General features: G+C 73.0%; 19 protein-coding genes. 6 read left to right on the top strand and 13 right to left on the bottom strand.

What is annotated here, in order from left to right:
* Nucleotides 1-32 precede the first annotated feature (32 nt).
* The 3 genes from E1B22_RS07430 to E1B22_RS07420 form a co-directional block, all read right to left on the bottom strand.
* Nucleotides 33-1,454, bottom strand: coding sequence for a cell wall metabolism sensor histidine kinase WalK (locus tag E1B22_RS07430; RefSeq protein WP_135225143.1), 1,422 nt, complete (start codon nt 1,452-1,454; stop codon nt 33-35).
* 24 nt (nt 1,455-1,478) lie between these two features.
* A complete protein-coding gene (locus tag E1B22_RS07425; protein ID WP_135225142.1) occupies nt 1,479-2,153 on the bottom strand; it encodes a response regulator transcription factor in 675 nt (224 codons plus the stop codon).
* A gap of 385 nt (nt 2,154-2,538) precedes the next feature.
* The gene (locus tag E1B22_RS07420) at nt 2,539-3,153 is read right to left on the bottom strand and encodes a DoxX family protein (protein WP_243123237.1); all 615 of its coding nucleotides are present in this window, start codon (nt 3,151-3,153) and stop codon (nt 2,539-2,541) included.
* A gap of 489 nt (nt 3,154-3,642) precedes the next feature.
* Between E1B22_RS07420 and E1B22_RS07415 the strand changes: the two genes are divergently transcribed.
* Complete coding sequence (locus E1B22_RS07415; protein ID WP_135225141.1) at nt 3,643-5,097, top strand: PQQ-dependent sugar dehydrogenase; 1,455 nt, start codon at nt 3,643-3,645, stop codon at nt 5,095-5,097.
* 239 nt (nt 5,098-5,336) lie between these two features.
* On the opposite strand, the gene hemG is transcribed toward E1B22_RS07415, so the two are convergent.
* The 5 genes from hemG to E1B22_RS07390 form a co-directional block, all read right to left on the bottom strand.
* Nucleotides 5,337-6,881 carry a protoporphyrinogen oxidase gene (hemG, locus tag E1B22_RS07410; RefSeq protein ID WP_135226022.1) on the bottom strand — a complete coding sequence of 515 codons (1,545 nt, stop codon included), beginning with the start codon at nt 6,879-6,881 and terminating at the stop codon, nt 5,337-5,339.
* A 5-nt stretch (nt 6,882-6,886) separates the two neighbouring features.
* The gene (gene hemH, locus E1B22_RS07405) at nt 6,887-7,948 is read right to left on the bottom strand and encodes a ferrochelatase (RefSeq protein ID WP_135225140.1); all 1,062 of its coding nucleotides are present in this window, start codon (nt 7,946-7,948) and stop codon (nt 6,887-6,889) included.
* A 117-nt stretch (nt 7,949-8,065) separates the two neighbouring features.
* The gene (locus tag E1B22_RS07400) at nt 8,066-9,001 is read right to left on the bottom strand and encodes a glycine betaine ABC transporter substrate-binding protein (protein WP_135225139.1); all 936 of its coding nucleotides are present in this window, start codon (nt 8,999-9,001) and stop codon (nt 8,066-8,068) included.
* Nucleotides 9,002-9,132: 131 nt separating this feature from the next.
* Nucleotides 9,133-10,020 carry a proline/glycine betaine ABC transporter permease gene (locus E1B22_RS07395; RefSeq protein ID WP_207669851.1) on the bottom strand — a complete coding sequence of 296 codons (888 nt, stop codon included), beginning with the start codon at nt 10,018-10,020 and terminating at the stop codon, nt 9,133-9,135.
* A complete protein-coding gene (locus E1B22_RS07390; protein WP_135225137.1) occupies nt 10,001-11,332 on the bottom strand; it encodes a glycine betaine/L-proline ABC transporter ATP-binding protein in 1,332 nt (443 codons plus the stop codon). The genes E1B22_RS07395 and E1B22_RS07390 overlap by 20 nt, the downstream gene beginning before the upstream one ends.
* 443 nt (nt 11,333-11,775) lie before the next feature.
* Between E1B22_RS07390 and E1B22_RS07385 the strand changes: the two genes are divergently transcribed.
* Nucleotides 11,776-12,684, top strand: coding sequence for a 4-hydroxy-3-methylbut-2-enyl diphosphate reductase (locus tag E1B22_RS07385; RefSeq protein WP_135225136.1), 909 nt, complete (start codon nt 11,776-11,778; stop codon nt 12,682-12,684).
* 3 nt (nt 12,685-12,687) lie between these two features.
* On the opposite strand, the gene E1B22_RS07380 is transcribed toward E1B22_RS07385, so the two are convergent.
* On the bottom strand, nt 12,688-13,104 hold the full coding sequence (locus E1B22_RS07380) for an EVE domain-containing protein (RefSeq protein ID WP_135225135.1): 417 nt from the start codon (nt 13,102-13,104) through the stop codon (nt 12,688-12,690).
* A gap of 239 nt (nt 13,105-13,343) precedes the next feature.
* Between E1B22_RS07380 and panD the strand changes: the two genes are divergently transcribed.
* Nucleotides 13,344-13,718 (top strand): aspartate 1-decarboxylase, encoded by a 375-nt coding sequence (gene panD / locus E1B22_RS07375; protein ID WP_135225134.1) that lies wholly within the window; start codon nt 13,344-13,346, stop codon nt 13,716-13,718.
* Nucleotides 13,719-13,733: 15 nt separating this feature from the next.
* Here the strand turns inward: panD and E1B22_RS07370 are convergent, their stop codons facing one another.
* Both E1B22_RS07370 and glyA read right to left on the bottom strand, forming a co-directional pair.
* Nucleotides 13,734-14,510, bottom strand: a complete 777-nt coding sequence (locus tag E1B22_RS07370; RefSeq protein ID WP_135225133.1) for a tyrosine-protein phosphatase — start codon at nt 14,508-14,510, stop codon at nt 13,734-13,736.
* A 179-nt stretch (nt 14,511-14,689) separates the two neighbouring features.
* Nucleotides 14,690-15,964: a serine hydroxymethyltransferase gene (gene glyA / locus E1B22_RS07365; RefSeq protein ID WP_135226021.1), complete on the bottom strand. Its 1,275-nt coding sequence runs from the start codon at nt 15,962-15,964 to the stop codon at nt 14,690-14,692.
* A gap of 377 nt (nt 15,965-16,341) precedes the next feature.
* Between glyA and E1B22_RS07360 the strand changes: the two genes are divergently transcribed.
* The 3 genes from E1B22_RS07360 to E1B22_RS12685 all read left to right on the top strand — a co-directional run bounded on the left by E1B22_RS07360 (nt 16,342) and on the right by E1B22_RS12685 (nt 19,295).
* A complete protein-coding gene (locus tag E1B22_RS07360) occupies nt 16,342-17,448 on the top strand; it encodes an LLM class flavin-dependent oxidoreductase (RefSeq protein WP_135225132.1) in 1,107 nt (368 codons plus the stop codon).
* A gap of 1,027 nt (nt 17,449-18,475) precedes the next feature.
* Nucleotides 18,476-18,961 (top strand): NADH-quinone oxidoreductase subunit B, encoded by a 486-nt coding sequence (locus tag E1B22_RS07355; RefSeq protein ID WP_135226020.1) that lies wholly within the window; start codon nt 18,476-18,478, stop codon nt 18,959-18,961.
* 64 nt (nt 18,962-19,025) lie between these two features.
* Nucleotides 19,026-19,295, top strand: a complete 270-nt coding sequence (locus E1B22_RS12685) for a hypothetical protein (RefSeq protein WP_167758879.1) — start codon at nt 19,026-19,028, stop codon at nt 19,293-19,295.
* Between the two features lie 283 nt (nt 19,296-19,578).
* Here E1B22_RS12685 and E1B22_RS07345 read toward each other — a convergent pair whose 3' ends face one another.
* Both E1B22_RS07345 and E1B22_RS07340 read right to left on the bottom strand, forming a co-directional pair.
* Nucleotides 19,579-19,842: a hypothetical protein gene (locus tag E1B22_RS07345; RefSeq protein WP_135225130.1), complete on the bottom strand. Its 264-nt coding sequence runs from the start codon at nt 19,840-19,842 to the stop codon at nt 19,579-19,581.
* A gap of 1,306 nt (nt 19,843-21,148) precedes the next feature.
* Complete coding sequence (locus E1B22_RS07340; RefSeq protein WP_243123853.1) at nt 21,149-22,360, bottom strand: amidohydrolase; 1,212 nt, start codon at nt 22,358-22,360, stop codon at nt 21,149-21,151.
* Nucleotides 22,361-22,475: the final 115 nt, after the last annotated feature.

The raw sequence follows: 22,475 nt of genomic DNA, 5'->3' as shown, positions 1-22,475 counted from the left end.
TCCCGCCGTCCACGGAGGGCGGTCCGTCGCCCTCAGCCCGCGGCGGAGGGCGCCTCGGCCGGAAGGCGGACGGTCACCGTCGTGCCCCGGCCCGGCGCGCTGTCGATGGCGATGGAGCCGCCGTGGCGGTCCACGATCCAGCGGGCGATGGACAGTCCCAGCCCCGTGCCGCCGGGGTCGCGGCTGCGGGCGGGATCGGCCCGGTAGAAGCGTTCGAAGACGTGGGGCAGATCGGCGGGAGGAATGCCGACCCCGGTGTCGGCCACGGTGAGGGTGGCACCGCCATCGGGACCGGCGCGGAGCCCCAGGGTGATCCGGCCGCCGGCGGGCGTGTACTTGATGGCGTTGTCCAGCAGGATCAGCAGCAGTTGCTTGATCCGATCCGCGTCGCCGCGGATCCGCACGGGCTCCAAGGGGTCCAGCACCAGCTCCTGGCCGCGGGCGAGCCCGCGTGCCTCCTGGAAGGCCTCCAGGACGACGGCGTCCACGTCGACGGGCTGGATCGCCAGGGGCACCCCCGCGTCGGCCCGCGCCAGCGCCAGCAGGTCGGCCACCAGCCGGCTCAGACGCTCGGCCTCCCGTCGCGCCTCGGCGAGGGCCTGGGCCTGTTCCTCCGGGGGGAGGTCGGGCCGCCGTCGCAGCAGGTCCAGGTTGCCCAGGATCGCCGTCAGGGGCGCCCGCAGCTCGTGGGAGGCATCGGCGACGAACCGCTGCTGCAGCCGGTAGGCGGTCTCGATGCTGTCCAGCATCTGGTTGAAGGTGGCGGCCAGCATGGCCAGCTCGTCACGCCCGGCGGCCTGCACGCGGCGGGACAGGTCGCGGGAGGCGGCGATGGCGCGGGCCGTCTCCGTCAGCCGCGCCACGGGGCGCAACGCGCTTCCCGCCACCGCCCAGCTGCCGACGCCGGCCACCACCAGTCCCAGCGCCCCGAGCCCGGTGAGGAGCACGCGGAAGTCGGCCATGGACGCGTCCAGGCCCCCCAGCGGCGAGAGGGCTACCACGTAGCCGGGGCCCTCCCCCGCGCCCTCGCCACCGTCGTCCACAGGCCGGACGAACACGCGCCACCGCTGCCGGCCGTCGTGAAGGGTGCCGAAGGCGCCCTTCGCCACCGGCGGCATGTCCACGATGGAGCGCGCCAGGGTTGGGAAGAAGCCGTAGGCGGGTCCGGATGGGCGAGCCAGCACCGATCGCGGGTCCACCGCCGGCGCCGCGTCGTCGGGCGAGCGCTGCAGGAGCCGGCCGTCCGCGGCATGCAGCCGCAGCGCCATGGCCACCCCCTGCTGGGCCGCCAGATGCCCGAGGTGGCTGGGAGCAGCCGGGTCCGCCACGGCGGCGGCGGTGGCGGCCAGGAGGGCGCGGTCGATGGCCTCGTAGTGGGCGCGGGCGTGGAAGGCGTAGCTGGCCATGGAGCCCACCAGCACCACCACGGCCATCACGGCGCCAAACCACACCACCAGGCGCCAGCGCAGGGGCAGCGCTCATCCCTCCCGCAGCACGTAGCCCACGCCCCGCACCGTGTGGATCAACCGGGGCTCCCCCTCCGCCTCCAGCTTCTGGCGGAGCTGTCTGACGTACACCTCGAGGACGTTGGCGTTGCCGCCGAAGTCGTAGCCCCACACCCGCTCCAGGAGCTGGTCCTTGGGCAGCACTTGCCGGGGGTGGCGCATGAACTCGTGCAGGAGCTTGAACTCCAGGGCGGTCAGGTGGATCTCGCGCCCACCGCGGCGGGCGGTGTAGGTACCGGTGTCGAGCACCAGGTCCGCGAAGCGCAGGACCTGGGGCCGCTCCGCCTGGCGTCGCCGCAGCAGGGCCCGCACGCGGGCCACGAGGACCTCGAAGGTGAAGGGCTTGACCACGTAGTCGTCGGCGCCGGCCTCCAGCCCCCGCACCTGATCGGCCGGCGCGTCCCGGGCCGTCAGGAACAGCACCGGCAACTCGGGGTCGGCCGCCCGCAACCGGCGCAGGACCTCCATCCCATCCATGCCGGGCATCATGATGTCGAGGATGACCAGGTCCGGCGGTTGCTCGCGGGCGATCTTCAACGCCTCTTCGCCGGAGCCCGCGGTGTCCACGGTGAACCCCTCGTACGACAGGCCCCGCTTGAGCAGGCTGGTGACGGCGGGGTCGTCGTCCACCACCAGGATGCGCTCCACGCGCTCTCCCTCCGCCCCTCGGAGCGGTACCGCCGCGGCAGTCCCCGGCTCCCATTGTCGCCGCGGGCCGTGATGGCGGTCAATGCGGCGGGGCGCCTCGGCGGGGGCATGATCCGGACACCCTTCCGGCCGCTGGGGTCGCCGTGGCCTCCGCGCCCGTGCGTTGCACAGCCGGGTGCACGCCGGGCAGGCCGTCCCCGGCCCGCGCGACGGCGCCGGCCACTGGCCGGCGCCGTCGCGGACTTCGTCGCCACCGCCGACTGCATGGCGACATCGCCGCCTTCCCCGCCTGACCCCCCAGGCGGAAAGGGCGGAGCCCCGGCTGCCGCCGCCCGGCGCCACCGCCGGCGAGCGCCGGGGCTCCCTCGACGCTGCCGATCGGTCGCTACCGCCGCCGTCCCGCGAACACCGCACCAGGCTGCCAGGGCGTACCCAGGGCCGGCAGCACCCAGCGGTCGGCCCCATACCAGCCGGCCACCCTCCAGGCGAGCACGAGCCACGTGGCAACGATGAACATCACGGGGTTGCTGCTCACGGTGCCAGCGAAGAGGAAGTTGGCGTTCATGAAGCTTCCGGCGAAGGCCGCGATGCCGGTGAACAGGCCCAGGATCAGCGCCACGCCGATCAGGACCTCGCCGTACGCCACCAGGTGCCCGAAGAGTGGTGCATGGGGCAGGGCCACCCGCTCGATGAACCAGGCGTACCAGGCGGGCACGTCCGGGTGCTCGCCGGCGGTCTTGGCCAGCGCCCCCTTCAGGAACCCGGCCACCGCCGCCCCCGCCTGGTCGCCCGTCCAGGCCGGGTTGCCCACCTTGCCGAGTCCCGCCTCGAGCCACCGCCATCCCAGCCACACCCGCAGCACCAACCAGATCCAGGCGGAGCGGGTGTCGCTGAAGAGCCACCGCACCACGGGCGGCTCGGTGAACACGCCGTGCTGCTGCTTGATGCCCTCCACCGTCCGCGCCGGTCTCACGGCGCCCACGCTTCCCGTCGTCGCCATGGCCGTCGCCTCCTTCCGGTTCCAGGATGGGAGGCAAGGCTGAGGCCCACATGAGCGCCATCTGAGCGGTCGCTGAGAAGTCCGCTCAGCCGGCACGCACGAGCCTCGTCGGCCTGCGCCGGTGCTGTGAGAGGGGAAGGAGGAGGGATCCGACAATGCCGACGACACCCCAGCGCCCTCAGGAGGCGGAGGCACGAACCGGCCGGACGAACCGGCTGCCGCTCACCGCCGGGAAGGCGAGGTCTGGCGCAGAACCACCGGTCCACCCGAGGCCCGAACGGCCACCTTGCCCGGCTGCATGCCCGACGCCGGCCTGCGCCCCACACCTCATCGCCTGGGGTCGACCGCCGCCTCCAGCACTTCCCCGCGCTGCTGATCGAAGAGGGGCTGACACGGCGGGTCATTCCACGTCCACCGCCGCCGGCGTTCGTCGGAGGATCACCAGGAACCATCCTCCCGGCCCCGAAGTTCCCAACGAGGGGGTCGTCCATGACGTCGCACCGCGGACCCGACGGCCGGCGCGTCCCCGACCCGCGCCGGTGGCGCAGCACGGGGGCACCCGCCGGGAAACCCGGACCGTGGGGCCTGGTGGCGGTCGCGGCCATCCTACTGGTGGCCGCCAGCGCGCTGGCCTGGCTTGCCCATACGGCTGGGGCACCCGAGGACGGCGGTGCGGGACCGGCCTCCCCTCCGGGCGGCAGCGCCACCGGGACGGTGCCGGGTCCGACCGCGGAGGAACCGGCCACGCCGCCGGGCGACGACACCCAGGCGGCCGGCGGCGCCCAGGGAGGGGAAGGCGAGCCGGGATCGCCCGCGGGGCGAGGCGACGGCACCGGTCCGAGCACGGGGGACGCAGGGGGCGGCAGGGTCGTCCTGCGCGTCGAGGAAGTCGCCGCGGGCCTCGAGGTCCCCTGGGACATGGCCTTCGACCCCGAGGGCCGGATGTTCTTCACCGAGCGGCCGGGCCGGATCAACCTGCTGGACGGCGACCGGGTGATCCGCCTGGCCTCCCTGCCCGATACCCTGGCCATCGGGGAGGCCGGCCTCCTCGGCATCGCCCTCCACCCCGGGTTCCCGGACCCGCCGTACGTCTACGTCTACCAGACGTACCAGACCCGCGGGCGCGGCGCCGCGGTGAACCGCGTCCTGCGGTTCCGGTTCGACCCTGGCGCCGTGGCATCGGGCGGCGCTTCGGGCCCCGGCGCCCGGTCCCCGCGGCTGGTGGCCCGGACGGTGGTCTTCGACGGCATCCCCGCCTCGTCCATCCATGACGGCGGACAGCTGGAGTTCGGCCCCGACGGCAAGCTCTACGTCACCACCGGCGATGCCCGCGCGGCGGCGCAGGCCCAGAACCCGCGCTCGCTCCACGGCAAGATCCTCCGCCTCAACCCCGACGGCTCCGTTCCCCCCGACAACCCCCTGGGGCCCGACAACCCCGTGTACTCCTACGGGCACCGCAACCCGGAGGGGCTGGCCTTCGACCCCGTGACGGGCCGCCTATTCGCGGTCGAACACGGCCCCGACGCGGGGGACGAGATCAACCGCATCGAACCGGGCGCCAACTACGGCTGGCCCGATGCCGTGGCCCCCGCGAGCCACCGGGGCCGCTTCACCCCGCCCCTGCGAAGCTACGACCCGATCATCGCCCCGGCGGGGGCCGCCTTCTACCGCGGGCCCGTCCGCGCGTGGGACGGCAGCCTCTTCTTCGGAACCCTGGGATTCTCGCCCGACAGCGCGGGGCGGCACCTGCGGCGCGTCCGCCTCGATTCGTCGGGGGTGCGGGTGGTCGAGGAGGAGGAACTCTTCAAGGGACGGTACGGACGCATCCGGGCCGTGCAGATCGGCCCCGACGGCTGCGTCTACTTCGGAACCAGCAACCGCGACGGGCGCGGCGAGCCGGGCCCCCGGGACGACCGCATCCTCCGGGCGTGTCCGGTCAGTTGAGGGTCGGGCCGGGATCCGCCGGTGCGCTCCGCCCGCAGGGTGTCGCGTCGCCGCCCCCACCCCCCAGCCGTCGGGGAGCGGGCCACGGCGCCGCCGCACGCCATGGGCACCGGGGGTGCGCCATCGGTACCGGGGGTCGGGCGGGTTCGTCCTGCGTCGGGCGGGTTCGTCCGCCGCAAGGCCGCCCGCAGGCCCGTCGTGCGGGACGTGGCTCGGGGCCCCGCCCTTCGGGGGCCGGCTCATCGCCCGGCGAGGGGCGCCCGGGACCGGTCCTGGAGAGCCTGCCACAAGGCCTCGGCCGCCGCCTCGCCCTGCCGGATGCAATCGGGGACGCCGACCCCGAAGTACCCCGCACCGGCCAGGACCAGCCGCGGGTGCTCCTGCAGCGCCGCCCGCACCGCCGCCATCCGCTCCAGGTGCCCGACGGGATACTGCGGCATGGCCCGCGGCCAGCGGTAGACCCGCACCAGCGCCGGCTCGCCCGCCACCCCGGCCAGCTCGGCCAGGTCGGCACGCACCCGCCCCACCAGCTCCTCGTCGGGAAGAACCAGCGGGTCCTCCCCCGGCCGGCCGACGAAGGCCCGCAGCAAGGCCATCCCCGGCGGCGCCGTGCCGGGCCACTTGCTGGAGACCCAGGTGCAGGCCGTGACGAACCGCTGTTCGTCCAGCGGCACGATGAAGCCGCTTCCGTCCAGCCGACCGGCCCGCTCCTGCGGGTAGGCCAGCGCCACCACCGCCGTGGACTTGTACGGGATCGCCGCCAGCCGCTCGGCCACCGCGGGGAGGAACGGCTCGACCAGCGCGGCCGCCGCCCAGGCGGGGACGGCCAGCACGACGCCGTCCACCGTCTCCCGACCGCCGTCGGCGGCGTGCACGCGGTATGCGGCCGGACGGCCGCCCGCCGCACCGGCCGGCACCGCTTCCATCGCGACGACGCGCGTGGCGGGGACGATCCGGCCCCCCAGCGCCACGATGCGCCGCGCCACCTCGACGGGCAACCGGCCGAGTCCCCCGCGCAGGGTGACGAACGGCGAAGGGTGCGCAGCCGCAGGCCGACGACCCCCTTCCCCATCCGGCGCCGTGCGCGACGCGGGGTCCCGGTCCGGCCCGTTCGTCCCCGCGCTGCGCTGCCGGCGGGCTATCCCCCGCATCAGGCTCCCGAACTCGCGTTCCAGACGGACCAGTTGCGGGAACGTCGCCTGGATGCTCAAAGACTCCGGATCGCCGCTGGCCACGCCGGCCAGGAGGGGAGCGGCCAGCCGATCCGCGATCTCCCGGCCCAGGCGCCGCCGGAGGAACGCGGCGATGGACTCGTCGGCCCCGTCTCGCCGTGGGGGCAGCCAGGGCTCCAGGCTGGCCCGCACCTTGCCGCCCAGGCTGAAGAGCGACGCCGCCCAGAGGGCCCGGACGCTCTGGGGAACGCCCAGGGAGAACCCCTGCGGCATGGGCCGCAGCCGTCCCCGGTGGACGATGAAGGTGCGCCCAGCCGCCGGACCGGGCGCCACCAGGTCGTCCTCGAGCCCGAGGTGGCGCACCAGCTGGAGGCCGTGGGGCTTGGACGTGACCAGGGAATCGGGCCCCTGTTCGATGACGAAGCCGCCGACCCGCTCGGTCTGGATCTTCCCGCCCACCCGCCGCGCGGCCTCGATCACCCGCACGTCCAGGCTCGCGCCGTGGGACCGGGCGAGCTCCAACAAGCGGAGGGCGGCCGCCAGTCCGGCGATGCCGCCCCCCACCACGACGACGCGAAGTGCCGCGGTCCCTGGTCGCAGCGGCGAGGCCATGGGCGTCACGGCTCCCCCCCGTCTTCCGCGCGCGCTCCCGCCGCCGCGGCCTCGTGCCGGGTCGCGCCCAGGCGGTCGAGGACCAGGTCGGCCAGCACCTCGATGAAGTCGCGATCGGCGTTGAGCGACGGCGTGCGCGCGAAGCCCACGCCCGCCTCCTCCGCCACCTGCCGCGCCTCGATGTCCAGGTCGTAGAGCACCTCGAGGTGGTCCGCCACGAAGCCCACCGGGCAGGCCACCACCGCCCGCGCCCCCTCCCGGGCCAGTTCCCGGATCACGTCGGTCACGTCCGGGCCCAGCCAGGGGTCGGCCGTCCGGCCCGCGCTCTGGTAGGCCACCCGCCAACGCTGGAGCCCTGCTGCCGCCGCCACCTTGGCCGCGGTCTCCTCCACGTGGCGCGGGTAGGGATCGCCCCGGTCCACCACGGGCTGGGGGATGCTGTGGGCGGTGAAGACCACCACCGCGCCGTCCCGTCGGTCCGGCGGCAATGCGGCCAGCGTCGCCTCGACCCGCCGGGCCAGGGCGGCGACGAAGCCGGGGTGTCCGTGGAAGTGGTCGATGAAGTGCACCGGCGGTGCGCCGGCGTGCCGCGCCAGCGCCTCGCGGGCCGCCTGTTGGTAGAGGGCCACGCTGGCCGCCGAGTACTGGGGGGCCATGACCAGCGCCACCGCCTCGCGCGGCCGCGCCCCCACCAGCCGCTCCACGGCCTCGGCGATGAAGGGCTTAGCGTGCAGGTAGCCGACGAAGGCCGACACCGGCCGGCCCAGGCGCTCGGCCACCGTCGCGGCCACGCGGCGGGCCTGTTCTTCCGTGATCTCGTGCAGCGGCGACCGGCCGCCGATGGCCTTGTAGCGGTCGATCAGCTCCTGCAGCAGCTCGGGCGTCGGCGGACGCCCGTGACGGATGTGGGTGTAGTAGGGCTCCACCTCGTCCAGGCTCTGGGGCGTCCCGTAGGCCATGACCAGCAGGCCCAGCAGGCCCTCGCCCCGCACCCTCCCCTCGGCCGCCGCGCTGGAGGGCGGCGACCCCGGGGGCCGGGGGGCGTTGTCGGTCGTCCTCCCGTCCATCGCTGCTCCCGCCTCCCAGGCCACGTTAGCACACGCAGCGCGGCGTGGGCGTCGGGTCAAGGCCCGGGGACGCCCACGGGCATGGACCGGAGCCGCGACCTGCCAGGGGCCCCCGCCTCACTGGAGCCACGTCTCCACCAGCCCGCGGTTTTCCTCGAGCCAAGCCGCCACGCCCTTCGCCGGCTGGTCCGCGCCGTGCTCCTGGATGGCCGCCTCCAGCGCCGCCAGCTGGTCGAGGGTCAACTCGAACCGCTCCAGCCAACGGGCGACCTCGGGGAAGTCGTCCCGGAAGCCCTGGCGCGCGATGATCTGGATCTTCTCCGCCCCCTCGGGATTCATCAGCCCCTTGGGATCGTCCAGGTAGCGGATGTCGTACTTCGCAAACGCCCAGTGGGGGCGCCACAGGGTGACCACGATCCACTCCCGGTTCTGGATGGCCCGCTCGAGCTCCGCCAGCATCGTCGGCGTGCTGCTCTGGACCAGCTCCCAGTCGTCCAGGCCGTATCCTGGCATGGCGCTCTCCCGCGTCACGCGCATGAGGCCGGCACCGGCCTCGATGCCCACGATGCCCTTGCCGAACCGGTCGGCGTAACGGGGCAGGTCGGCGATGCTGCGCGCCTCCACGTAGTCCGGAACGGCCAGCCCCAGGTCGGCCTGGTCGTACCAGGTGCCCAGGACCTCCACCCGATCGCCGAACCGCTCCATGTACTGGCCGTGGGTCGAGGGCATCCACACGTCCAGGAAGAGGTCGATGCTGCCGTTGGCGACCGCGGCGAAGAGCGGCGCCACCTCGACCTGCGTCAGTTTGACCTGGTATCCCTGCTCTTCCAGCAGCGCTTTCCACAGGTAGGAGACGGCGATGTCCTCGTCCCACGGGATGTAGCCGATCTCGATGGTCCCCTTGGCCTCGTTCCCCGCCCCGTCCGAGCGACCCATCCCGCCGCAGGCCGCCAGCAGGAGCGTGGCGAGGACCACCAGCCCGGCCAGCCATGGACGCCACCCCCCGCCGCGCCACCGTCGTGGACGAATCCGGTGATTCCGATCGCGATGCATCGTGCCACCTCCCGCTCCTTCGTGGCCCGCGCCGCCGGTCCCCGCCGCGAGCGACCACCGGCGGCTTCCCACAGGACCAGCCCGCCCGCGGGTGCCAGGCCGCCCGCTGGCGCGCCGCGGCCTCCGGACCGTCACGCCGCCCGGACGCCGGCGTCCCGTGCCCGACCGCCCGCGCGTCGAGACACCCTGCCGGCCAACCCCTCCGTCACCCGGTCCAGGTATACCGCCAACAACACCACGGCCAGCCCGGACTCCACGCCCAACGGGATGTCCAGCGCCGTCAGGCCGCGGACCACCTCGGCCCCGAGGCCTGGCGCACCGGCCATGCCCGCGATCACGACCATCGACAGCGCCAGCATGATCACCTGGTTGACACCGGCCATGATGGTCGGCAGGGCCAGAGGTAGCTGGATCTTGCGCAGGATCTGGTTCGGGGTGGATCCAAAGGCGCGACCCGCCTCCACCACGTCGGCCGGCACCTGGCGGATCCCCAGGTCCGTCAGGCGAATCGCCGGCGGGACCGCGAAGACCACCGTGGCCAGCAAGCCCGGCACCACGCCCGCGCCGAAGAACAGCACCGCCGGCAGCAGGTGGACGAAGGCCGGCAGGGTCTGCATGAGGTCCAGCACGGGCCGCAGGACCGCCCGCAGCCAGGGGGACCGGCTGGCGGCGATCCCCAGGGGGATGCCCAACGCGACGGCGATCACGGTGGCCGCCAGCACCAAGGCCAGGGTCTGCATCGCCGGCTCCCACTCGCCCATCGCCGCGACCAGGACGAACGCGGCCGCGGCGAACAGCCCGAAGCCCCGTCCCCGCAGCCACCAGGCCAGGGTGGCCAGCACGGCGATCACCAGCAGTGGAGGGCTGCCGACCAGTAGCGTGGTGGTCGCATCCACCAGACCGCTGACACCCTGCGCCAGGGCGTCCCAGACGGGGTCCAGGGCGTCGAGCAACCAGTAGATCCCGGCCTCCACCCACTCCCCCAGCGGCACGTCGATCTCACCGATCCCCACCGGCAACGGATACATCCCCTCCTTCCCGCGTCTGCCCGGCGCCGCCGTCGGCGGACTGGCTCCGCCCTCCGGCCGTGGAGGCGCCGTCGTCGCGACCGTGGGCCTGCGCCGGCTCGCCGGAGCCCTCGGGCGGGTTGACCGCCACCTCCCCGGCCATGCCCGCGAGGACCTGCACCCGGGCGACCAGGCCGACCAACCGGCCCCGCTCGTCGACGACGGCCACGGGCCACGCGCTGCGGGCGATGACCGGGATCAAGTCCCTGAGGGTGGTCTCGGGGGAACACGTGGGGACGTCGCGCCGGACCACCGCAGCCAGGGTCCGCTCCCCTCGCCGGGCCGCCTCGAGCGCGTCGTCCGCCGTCACCAGACCCCGCAGGCGCCGCTCCCGGTCCACCACGAAGACCGACGAGAGCTGCAGCTCCTCCATCTTGCGGAGCGCCACCCGGGGGCCATCGCTCTCCCGCACCGTCTCCGGCCGCCGCATGACCGTGCGCGCCGTGAACACCTTGCTCCGGTCCACGTCTTCGGTGAAGGAGGCCACGTAATCGTCGGCCGGTCGCGCCAGCACGCCCTCGGGCGTGTCGACCTGGACGACGCGGCCGTCTCGCATGATGGCGATGCGGTCCCCCAGCTTGAGGGCCTCGCTGAGGTCGTGGGTGATGAAGACGATGGTGCGCTGCAGCTCCGCCTGCAACTGGAGCAGTTCGTCCTGCATCTCGCGGCGGATCAGGGGATCCAGCGCGCTGAACGCCTCGTCCATGAGCAGGATGTCCGCATCCGTGGCCAGTGCCCGGGCCAGGCCCACCCGTTGTCGCATGCCGCCGGACAGCTCCCCCGGGTAGCTGTCGGCCCACTGGGCCAGGCCCACCGTCTCCAGCGCCTCCAGGGCGCGTTGGCGGCGCCGCCTCGCGTCGACGCCGCGGACCTCCAGGCCGTACTCCACGTTCCCGAGGACGGTGCGATGGGGGAGGAGGGCGAAGTGCTGGAACACCATGGCGAAGCGCTCCCGCCGCAGCTGCAAGAGGGCGCGCGGCGGCAGCGCGGTGACATCCTCTCCGTCCAGCAGGATGCGGCCCGCCGTGGGCTCGACGAGGCGGTTGAGACAACGCAGCAGCGTCGACTTGCCGCTGCCGGAGAGCCCCATGATGACGAAGATCTCGCCCTTCTCGATGGCCAGGCTGACCCCCGCCACCGCCAGGGTGTGGCCCGTGCGCCGCAGGATCTCGTCCTTGGAGCGGCCCGCGCGCGCCAGGGCGAGGGCTTCGTGGGGGCGTGGCCCGAACAGCTTGTAGACGTCGTCCACCACGATCTGGGCCACGCGTCGGCTCACCTCCCCGTGGCTTGTCATGGTGGGCCATTCCGGCGAGCAAGGCAGGGCAGTGCCGGATGGGGCGCGACCTCGCATGGAGAGGAGGCGACTGGGAGCGGGCCCCTCAAGGCCCGCATCGGAGACCCTGGGGTTCCAGGGGGAAACAAAAAACCGGCCTGCGGAGCCTGCCGGTTCCAGTTGTGGGCACTCGCCGGAACGATGGGCTGCAGCCTCCTCCTTGGTAACACAACAGCGCGCCGGTCTGCAAGGCCTGCTCGGCGACGTCCCCGCGGCGCCCGGTCGTGCGCCGCATTTCCGCGGCATTTCGGCGGTATTCTCTCCCCGCCCCTTTCCCCTATACTGGGGGCGAGGTCCTCGGACCGCCGGGCCGCGCCACCGCCACGGCAGGAGCCCAACGGTGCTCGCTTGGGCCGAAGAGGAGGCCGCCCACCATGGAAGTCATCAAGATCTCGCCCCGCGGCTACTGCTATGGCGTGGTCGACGCCATCGCGCTGGCGCGGCGGGCCGCCGCCGACCCCACGCTGCCCCGGCCCATCTACATCCTGGGCATGATCGTCCACAACCGCCACGTGGTGGAGGAGCTGGCCCGGGAGGGCGTCCACACGCTCGACGGCGAAGACCGCCTGTCGCTGCTGGAACAGGTGGACCGCGGCACGGTGATCTTCACCGCCCACGGCATCGCGCCCCAGGTCCGGCGGCGGGCCATCGAGAAGGGGCTGACCTGGATCGACGCCACCTGCCCCGACGTCACCCGCACACACGAGCTGATCAAGGACCGCGTGGCCAAAGGGTTCGAGATCATCTACATCGGCAAGAAGGGCCACCCCGAGCCCGAGGGCGCCATGGGCGAGGCGCCCGGCCACGTGCACCTGATCGAGACCGTCGACGACCTCGACGCCCTGCCCCTGGACCCGGCGACCACGCCGCGGGTCGCCGTGGTCACCCAGACCACCCTGAGCAAGTGGGACACCGAGGCGCTGATCCGCGCGGTGCTGGAGCGCTACCCCCACGCCGAGGTCCACAACGAGATCTGCCTGGCCACCCAGCTGCGCCAGGAGGCCGCCGTGCGCCAGGCCCGCGACGCCGACGTGGTGATCGTCGTGGGCGACCCGCGCAGCAACAACTCCAACCGCCTGGTCCAGGTGGTGCGGGAGATCGCCGGCAAGCCGGCCTACCTGGTGGACAGCGCGGAGCAGATCGACCCCGCGTGGCTGAAGGGCGCGCGCCGCGTCGCCGTCACGGCGGGTTCGTCCACCCCGAGCCAGATCACGCGGCGGGTGATCGAGTGGCTCGAGGCCTACGAGCCGGACGAACCGGCCGGGATGACCGCCTCCGGTTGACCCCTACACCGACCCCAGCCCCGCCATGCGCATGATGCGCTCCCACAGCGGTTCCGGGACGGGCATGACCGAGAGGCGCGGGTTTCGCACCAGCTCCCAGTCCTTGAAGGCCGGGTCCGCCTTGATCTGCACCAGGGTCACCGGCCGCGGCAGGCGCAGGCGCGCCTTGAGATCCACGGCCACCCAGCGCCCGCTGGGGTCGGTGGGATCCGGATACGCCGCGCGCACCACCTCCGCGACCCCCACCGCCTGTCTCTCCGCACCCGTGTGGTACACGAGCACCAGGTCCCCGGGCTGCATGGCCTTCATGTACCTCTGCGCCAGGTTGTTGCGCACCCCGTCCCAGTAATCCGTCCCCTCCCGCTCGAGGTCGGCGTAGCTGTAGACCGCCGGCTCGGTCTTGACCAGCCAGTAGGCCATCGCGCACCGGACACCCCTTCCTCCGCAGACCCCATGGGCCCGGCCCCGTGGTACATTGTTGCCCAGCGGCAACCGCGCCGCCGCGCGGCGACCGCGCCCCGCAACGGCCCTGGCGCCGCGCGCCGGCCGGGCCTGCCGTCGCGGGCGGCCGTGGCGTCCCCGTCGCGGGCCTCCCGCCGCTCCGCGCATCCCCGCCGCCACGGCGGGCGAGAACGCCATCCCGGGAGGGGGAACCGGCCGTGCTCCGGACCTTCATGCGGGCCAAGCTGCACGGGGGCACCATCACCGAAGCGAACCTGCACTACGTGGGCAGCCTGACCGTCGACCGGGAGCTGCTGGCCGCCGCGGACATCCTGCCGGGGGAACTGGTCCAGGTGATCGACGTGACCAACGGGGCCCGCCTGGAGACCTACGTGATCCCCGGTCCCGCCGGCTCCGGCGTGATGGCGGCCAACGGCGGCGCCGCCCGGCTCGTCCACCCGGGGGACCGGGTCATCGTCATCGCCTATGCTCACCTGACGCCGGACGAGATCCCCGGCTTCCGCGGCCGCGTCGTGGTCCTGGGCGAGGGCAACCGGGTCCTCGAGGTCCGGGAGCAACCGGCTGCGTTGTGACAGGCCGTCGCGGCCTCAGAGCCAGAACCGCCGTCGCCGCCGCACCGCGGGCCGGGGCAGGTCGATCCGCTCGCCGGCCAGCACCGCGGCCGTGGCCCGTTCGACCACCGCCAGGGTCTCCATACCGCCAGGCAGGCGCCCGAGCTCCCGGTAGGCCTCGGCCAGCTGCGGCGGGCGATGGGCATTGTGGGCGTCCGAGCCGATGAGGTGGACCATCCCCCGCCGCACCAGCCACTCCGCCGTCCGTCGAACCGGGTCCCGCCGCGGTCGCAGGAGGGCGGACGCCGTGATCTGGAGCCACACCCCCCGCTCCACCAGCGGAACCAGCCACTCCGGCCGTCGCTGCACGGGAAGGTACCGCTCGGGATGGGCGACGACCGGAACCGCCCCCGCCGCCTGCAGCTCGAAGAGCACCCCCTCGACGTAGGGCGGCAACGCGATCATGTTCCACTCCACCAGCACGTACGGCCCCTCGCCGCCCAGCGGCACCAGCTCACCCCGCCGCCACGCCCGCGCCGTCTCCGGCACGAGGAAGACCTCGCTGCCCGGCCGCACCCGGAGCGGGACGCCCGCCGCGTCGAGGCGCCGCTGGAACTCCGCGGTCAGGCCGCGGATGGTCTCGGGCCGGTTGTCGTAGACCTCGGGGTAGACGTGGGGCGTCAGGATCAACTGCGCCGTACCGTCGGCGACGGCCGTGCGGGCCAGGGTCAGGGCCTCGTCCCAATCGGCGGCGCCGTCGTCCAGGCCCGGCAGCAGATGGCTGTGGACGTCGACGCGGGCTGCTGCGGTCACCCTCTCCCTCCCGGATGCCCAGTCTGCCCACCGCATGCCGCCGCCGACGATGGCGGCTCAGGGAGGCAACCGCCACGGCTCGGCCGCACGGGGAACCGCGCTTCGCGGCGAGGCCCGGGTCGGCCTGGGCCGGCCCCGGCCGGTGGTCCGGGCCATCACCGCGGCCGTGGGACCCGTTCCTACGCGGAGGCCGGGGTCGCCGCCTCGGCCGCCGTCGCGCCCGAGGGGTGCGGGAAGGCCCGGGCCAGCTCGCGCACGCGGTCGGCGAGCCGCTCCAGCTGGGCCGGTTCGTCCCGGTGCCGCAGGACGGCGGCGATGAGCTGGCCGATCTCCCGCATCTCCGCCTCCCCCATGCCACGGGTGGTCAGGGCCGGGGTGCCCAGCCGGATGCCGCTGGTGACCATGGGCGGCTGGGGGTCGAAGGGGATCGCGTTCTTGTTCACGGTGATGCCCACGCGCTCCAGCACCTGCTCCGCCTCGCGCCCGGTGACGCCCAGGGGGCGCAGGTCGACCAGCACCAGGTGGTTGTCCGTGCCTCCGCTGACGAGGCGCAACCCCTCGGCGGCCAGGGTCTCGGCCAGGGCGCGGGCGTTGGCCACCACCTGCCGGGCATACGCGCGGAAGGCGGGCTGCGCGGCCTCGTAGAAGCACACGGCCTTGGCGGCGATCACGTGCATGAGCGGCCCGCCCTGCATGCCGGGGAACACCGCCTTGTCGAGCGCCTTCGCCTCGCCGGCGCGGCACAGCACGAACCCGCCCCGTGGGCCGCGCAGGGTCTTGTGGGTGGTCGAGGTGACGAACTCGGCGAAGGGCACCGGGTTCGGGTGCTCGCCACCCGCCACCAGGCCGGCGATGTGGGCCATGTCGACCATCACCTTGGCCCCGACCTCGTCGGCGATGGCGCGGAAGCGGGCGAAGTCGATGACCCGCGGGTAGGCCGACGCCCCCACCACGATGAGCTTCGGCCGGTGCTCCCGCGCCAGGCGTGCCACCTGGTCGTAGTCGATGCGCTCGGTCTCGGGGTCCACCCCGTAGGCCACGACGCGATAGAGCTGGCCGGAGAAGTTCACCGGGCTGCCGTGGGTCAGGTGGCCGCCGTGGGCCAGGTCCATCCCGAGGATGGTGTCGCCGGGCTGGAGCGTGGCGAAGTAGACCGCCATGTTGGCCTGGGCGCCCGAGTGGGGCTGCACGTTGGCGTGCTCGGCACCGAAGAGGGCGCAGGCCCGGTGGCGGGCCAGCTCCTCCACCTCGTCGACGAACTGGCAACCGCCGTAGTAGCGGCGGCCGGGGTAGCCCTCGGCGTACTTGTTGGTGAGGGCGGAGCCCATGGCCTCCAGGACGGCGGCGCTGGTGAAGTTCTCCGACGCGATGAGCTCCAGGGTCTCCCGCTGGCGGCGGTGCTCCTCCCGGATCCAGCGGAGGATCTCGGGGTCCGTGGCGGCCAGCGCGCTCATCACCGGGGCATCTCCTCCTCTCGGCGGCCTCGCGGCACCGGGGTGGCGTCCTCGGGGCGGCGCCTCCTGACGGCGGTCTCCGCCACCCGCCGGGACGAACCGGCCCGGGCCCCCGGGCACGGCGACCTGCTGCAAGTGTTCGCAGATCGCATCCGATCCCCTGCCCTCGCCGCCCCGCGGCGCGGGCGGTGCGCCACGGCCGCCGGTTCGTCGCGGTAGGGGGCCCCCCGGCGTACCCGGCGATGGCGTCGCCCGCCGGAGAACGGCACCGGCGGTCGGGCCTTGCGTTACCTTACTTTTCTAAAGTAACTTGATGTTCAAAAGGACCGGCGGAGGATCACCCTCCTGCCAGAAGCCCGCACGAGGGAGGGCTAGCCTTGGAGATCGGCATCTACAGCTTCGGCGAGCGCAACGTGGACCCCGAGACCGGGCAGCTGATCAGCCCGGCGGAGCGCATCCGGCGCCTCCTCGAGGAGATCGAGCTTGCCGACCAGGTGGGGCTCGACGTCTTCGGCGTCGGCGAGCACCACCGCCCGGACTATGTGGTCTCGGCCCCTGCCGTGGTGCTGGCCGCGGCGGCGGCCCGGACTCGCCGCATCCGCCTGACCAGCGCCGTCAACGTGCTGAGCTCGGACGACCCGGTGCGCGTGTTCCAGCAGTTCGCCACCCTGGACCTGATCTCCGGCGGGCGGGCGGAGATCATGGTGGGGCGCGGCTCCTTCATCGAGTCCTTCCCCCTCTTCGGCTACGACCTCAGGGACTACGACGCCCTGTTCGAGGAGAAGCTGGACCTCCTGCTCAAGCTGCGGGAGTCGGAACGGGTGACCTGGTCGGGGCGGTTTCGGCCGCCCATCCGCGACCGGGGCGTGTACCCACGGCCGATCCAGAACCCCATCCCGGTGTGGATCGCCGTGGGCGGCACCCCCGAGTCGGCCGTCCGCGCGGGGCGGCTGGGCCTGCCCATGGCCCTGGGCATCATCGGCGGCATCCCGGCGCGGTTCCGGCCGCTGGTGGAGCTGTTCCGCCAGGCGGCGCGCGAGGCCGGCCACCCCGTGCCGCGGCTGAGCATCAACTCCCACGGCTTCATCGCGGACACCTCCAAGGACGCGGCGGACACCGCCTTCCCTGCCTTCAAGGAGGTCATGGACCGGCTCGGGCGCGAGCGGGGCTGGGGGCCGCTGACGCGGGAGCAGTTCGAGTTCTCCCGGTCCCTGCACGGCGCGGATTTCGTCGGCAACCCGGAGGAGGTGATCGAGAAGATCCTCTACCAGCACGAGCTGTTCCACCACGACCGGTTCCTGCTGCAGCTGACGGTGGGCACCCTGCCCCACAAGAAGGTGCTGCGGGCCATCGAGCTCTTGGGCACCAAGGTGGCGCCGGCGGTACGCAAGGCGCTGGGGAAGGGCCAGGGAGCCGGTGAAGGCCACGGTGGCGGTGAGGGAGCCGCCGAGGGGTACCCGGACCTCAGGCCCGCTTCCCGTTGAGGCGGTCCCTGTCGACGTCCGCCCGGTGCTCGGGGCGGGGGCAGGAGGCCTCTCCGGACACCCCGGTCTGGCTGCAGGGGGGTGACGAGCCACCCCCCTTGGCGCCTCGGTACGTCGCCGGATCGAGGGCGAGCGTCATTGCGGCGGCAGCCAGGTCGTCACCTCCGCAAGATCAAACCCCTTGGGTAAGGAGGCGTCAGGATTTTCTTACTCAAAGCCTTCTTCCTTGCGATAGCGCGCCAGAGGCGATCTGTCGACCCCCTTCTCGCCACCGCGCCGACAGGCACCGTCGTGGCGGTGCGGCCGGTTCTTCCGGTTCGTCCCGTAGAGCACCTGTCCCCGCAAGGCATTGTCCCATTCTGGCCATACTCGGAAGGGACGGCAGGTCTGGTCTCCCACGCTTGCGCGCGGGGCTCCCAGGAGCCCAGGGCGGGGACTGCCGGGCGCGCCACCTCCTCTCGCGACCGCACCTGCGGCCGCAGCCGCGGTCGCGAGCGCCGACTGCAGCGCCGGAGATTACCAGGCGCAGGGCCGAATTCGTCAGCACCCTGATGGACTGCGGGGTGATCCGATGCCCCAGGACGGCGACCGTACCTCCGCGCCTCCCACCAACGCGAGCGACGGCAGGGACCGCCATGGTGACGGCCCAAAGGCAACGGGCCCCGGCACCCGGACCGCAGCGGGCGCCGGCGCCGAAGGCGGCCCCGGCGCCGCCACGGCTGGTTCCCCGGCTGGTCAAGGCAGCCGCGCTCCCACGACCCGTTCCACCGCCGATGACGGCTCCGGTGACCTCCGCGCCGCCGTGCGCCGAGCCGAATCCAAGCCCTACCCCACCCCCGTCAGCGGCCAGGGTGCCCGGCCTGCCGCCTCGGAGGAAACCCGGGAACGCCAGGCGCGGGCGCGGGCCATCACCGCCCAGAGCCCCGAGCCTGAGGTGACCGGCGCCCCGGCCGGCGAGGGGCCGCGCTTCTCCCAGGCGGACGAGCTGGAACCCGACGTGATCCGGCGCCTTGACACCCACCCCTCCATGCGGATCCCGGGGGTGTGGCAGTGGCTGCCCGGCATCGTCACCGCCCGCCTGCAGGAGCTGGTCAACTGGGGGCGGGCCAATTCCCTGTGGTATCTGCTCTTCGGATTGGCCTGCTGCGCCATCGAGATGATGGCCGCCGGCGGCACCCGTACCGACCTGGACCGGATCGGATCGGTCTTCCGCGCCTCGCCCCGCCAGGCGGACCTGATGATCGTCTCCGGCACCGTGACGGAGAAGATGGCCCCCGTGGTCAAGACCCTCTACGACCAGATGGCTGAGCCGAAGTTCGTGGTCTCCATGGGCGCGTGCGCCACCAACGGCGGGCCGTACTACCAGGGCTACAACGTGGTCGACGGCGTGGACAAGATCATCCCGGTGGACGTCTACGTGGCCGGCTGCCCGCCGCGGCCGGAGGCGCTGGTCCACGCCATCTTGAAGCTCCAGGACAAGGTGCGGAAGATCCATGTCCCGGCCGGAATCTGATTCCCCGCGGCGACCCCGGTCCCGGACCGGCCGGCCTTTTGGGGGGTCCACACCCGAATGGCCGGTGGGCTGGGTTCATCCCTGGCAGCGGTACGTGGAGCTGTTCCGGCGGCGGCTCCCACCTGCCGCCGAGGAAGCTGCTCCCGGGCTAGCCGCGGCCGCCGGCCCCTACCGCCCCCTCTGCCGCACGCGGGCCTGCTACTACAACCGGGAATGGGTCTGCCAGTTCGACCGGGTGGAACCGGCTCCGGTGGGGGTCATGGAGGCTGCCGTCTGCCCCCACGCGCTGTTCCTGCAGGAGGGCGGGCCTGGACCGAAAGAGCAACTCCAATGACTCCGGTCGCCCGTAGGACCCCGGCGGAGGAACCGGTCGGCGCCTCCCACGGTCTTGATCTGCCCGAATCCGGGCTCCACGGTCTGGCTGCGCTGGGCGTCGATCGCCTGCACTCGCCGGGTCCGCAGCTTGCGTTCCATCCACAGCAAACCCGAGGGTGTTCGGGCTTCCGCTGTGCACGCAAGTGCCGTTTGCGGCGGCGGCAGACTGGCTAGAGCGGATGAGCTGCCGCGACGTGACCGGCGCAAGATCACCCGCGGGGCCGGCCACGCGGGTGGAAACCTCACACGCGAAAGAACAGCCCCACAATGGTGCTGAAGAGCGTCACCCACGTGCCCAGGATGGCCAGAAGAACGACGCGGTGGTCACGGCGGTAGAACTCCAGGCTACGGGACATCTTATCGAGCTCCTGCCGCGTGTCCTGGCGAAGCTCCTTCATGTCCTGCCGGAGGTCTTTGACCTGGGCGCTCAGGTCCTCGAGCCTCTGCAGGATGAGCCAGGACTCCGATGGCGGCCCGGGATCCCGGGTGGCCGCGACCTCTGTCACCGCCATCACCCCCTACGGTGAACAGGAATAGAGAGGAACCGGCCGCAAGGGCCTACGCGTAGGGTAACATATCAGCCATTTTATGGCAATCCCGACCTGCGACCCCATGTCCCTAATCCGGTACCGCCTCCGGCCCCAATGGGAGTCGCGACCCTCGCCGAGGCTGGACACCGGTCCCACGGGGACTCCTGCTGCCCGTTCTTCCAACGGCGACGGTCGGCGCCCCGGATTGGAGCCCCGTGCACCTTTCCTATCCGAAGACGATGGACAGGACCATGAGGCCTGAGGTGGAGGCGGGGGCGCCGGGCCCGGTCCCGCCCGCCGGCCCGCCACCCATCGCGTTGCCGAACCCGGCCACCCGCGCCCCCGAGCGGGAGGCCGCCCCGGAAGCCGAATCTACCGTCCCGGGGCTGAAGCGGGGGACCACCCGACGCCTCGACTCCGCTGCCGCTTCCGGCCATGACCCGGCTGTCGCGCCGCCTTCCCGGCGAACCGGCAGGCCGGAGGACGACACGCCGGAGGGCATGGAAGTTGCCCTCCGACTCGAGCCGGCGCCTGCGCCGCTGCCCGGCCTTTGGCTTCCGTGGCAGCGCTCCGTGGCCGCGTCCGTCCGCAGCCGCCAGGCCCGAACGGCGGCGCGCCAGCCCCTCTGCACTGCCCGCGCCTGCCCCTACAACCGCCGGGGCACCTGCACCCTCAAGCGGGTAGAACCGGGCCCGGCCCCGGTGATGGACGCAGGCCTCTGCCCCCACGCCCTCGTCCTCACACAGGGACCCTCCTGAGCCCCGCCCTCAGACCGAGCCGCAGTGGCAAGCCGGCCGGGTACGGCCACGACGCGATGCCTTCACCTGACCGACCGCGATGACCGAAAGCGTGTTGGTAAGCGGGCCGTGTGGCTCCCTTGAGCTCAAGGCGCGCTGGGAGGCTGCACACAAAGAAGGATGCCCAGGCTCGCCCAGCGAAGGGCTTCCTTAAAGGGACCGGGACCCCGCTCCCATGCGGCGCAGGAAGTGGTGAGGTCGGTGAAACATCGCCTTGTGTTTGTCGTCTTCACGGCGGTGACTTTCTGGTCATCGGTCTATTCACCATGGTGTTCGTGCTGCTGCCGCTGTCCGTTGGCATCGTCCACTGGATGTTCCGTGTCATCCGCGAGGGCTCGTAGTCGGCGCGTGGCGGCGGGGTGAGCGCAGCCCAGAACTGCACGATCACCCGAGCGCAAGCGCAACGCCCCTTGCGGAGGGAGCGATCACGGCACCGTCCCGGTCCGCTGGAGCGCGAGGCTGCGGCGCTTCCAGGCCCCGGGGGGTTAGCCGGTGGCCATCCCCCGCTCCAGCTCCTCATCCCCCACGAGGTACCGCAGCGTCACCGCCAAGAGCGCGCGGCCCGCCACCAGCATGGCCCGCTCGTCGATGTCGAAGCGCGGGTGATGGTGGGGGTACGAGGCGCCCACCTCGGGATTGCCTGCCCCGGTGAAGAAGAAGCAGCCCGGCACCTTCTGCAGGTAGTAGGCGAAGTCCTCGCCGCCCATCACCGGCGCCACCCGCTCCACCGCCTCCGCGCCGGCGTAACGCTGGATGGCTTCGGCCGCGAAGGCCGTCATGTCCTCGTGGTTGCACAGGGCCGGATAGCCCCGCTCGTACTTGAAACGATACCCGGCCCCGTGGGCCTCGCAGGTCCCGCGCACCAGCCGCTCGAGCAGGGTCTCCATCCGGTCCCGCACCGCGGGGCTCAAGGTCCGCACCGTCCCCGTCAGGGTGGCGGTGGCAGGGATCACGTTGAAGGCCGTGCCGGCGTGCAGCGTCCCCACCGAAACCACCGCCGGCTCCAGGGGGTCGACCATCCGCCCCACCACCTGCTGCAGCTGCGTGACCACCTGGGCCGCCACCAGGATGGGGTCGACCCCCTGGTGGGGAGCAGCGGCGTGGCAGCCCTGGCCCAGGATCTCGATCTCGAAGCGGTCGGCGGCGGCCATGGCGTAACCCGGGCAGTAGCCGACCCGCCCCACGGGCAGCGGGGTCCAGAGGTGGGTGCCGAAGATCACATCGACCCCGTCCAGACACCCGTCCTCGATCATGGGCTTGGCGCCGCCCGGCGCGACCTCCTCGGCGAACTGGTGGATCAGCACCACGCGGCCCCGGAGGCGGCGGCGTTCTTCCATCAAGACCCGTCCCACCGCCAGCAAAGTCGCCGTGTGGGCGTCGTGGCCGCAGGCGTGCATGACGCCGGGCACCTGGGAGCGATAGGGCACGTCCTTCTCGTCCTGGATCGGCAGTGCGTCGAAGTCGGCCCGCAGGGCCACCGTCGGGCCCGGCCGGGCGCCCTCGATCACCCCCACCACCCCCCGCCCGCCGACGCCGGTGCGGACGGGGATGCCCGCCTCCCGCAGCCGCTCCGCGATGAAGCGCGGCGTCTCGACTTCCTGGAAGGACAGCTCGGGATGCTGATGGAGATGGCGCCGCCAGGCCACCATAGTGCCGAACAGGGCCTCCAGGCGCGGACCCCAGGGGGCAGGGAGCACGGCCAACGGACCTCCCTCCTCGGGTTCCAGGACGGGTGCTCCGTCCCACGACTCGGTTCCCTGGATTTCACCGCCGACGGGCGGTCATCCTGGCACGGATCGGAGGAATGGAAGC

The sequence above is a fragment of the Thermaerobacter sp. FW80 genome (assembly GCF_004634385.1).
Lineage (GTDB): Bacteria > Bacillota > Sulfobacillia > Thermaerobacterales > Thermaerobacteraceae > Thermaerobacter > Thermaerobacter composti.
Note: the sequence above shows the minus strand (reverse complement) of the source record. Positions and strands in the feature narration are given on the sequence as shown.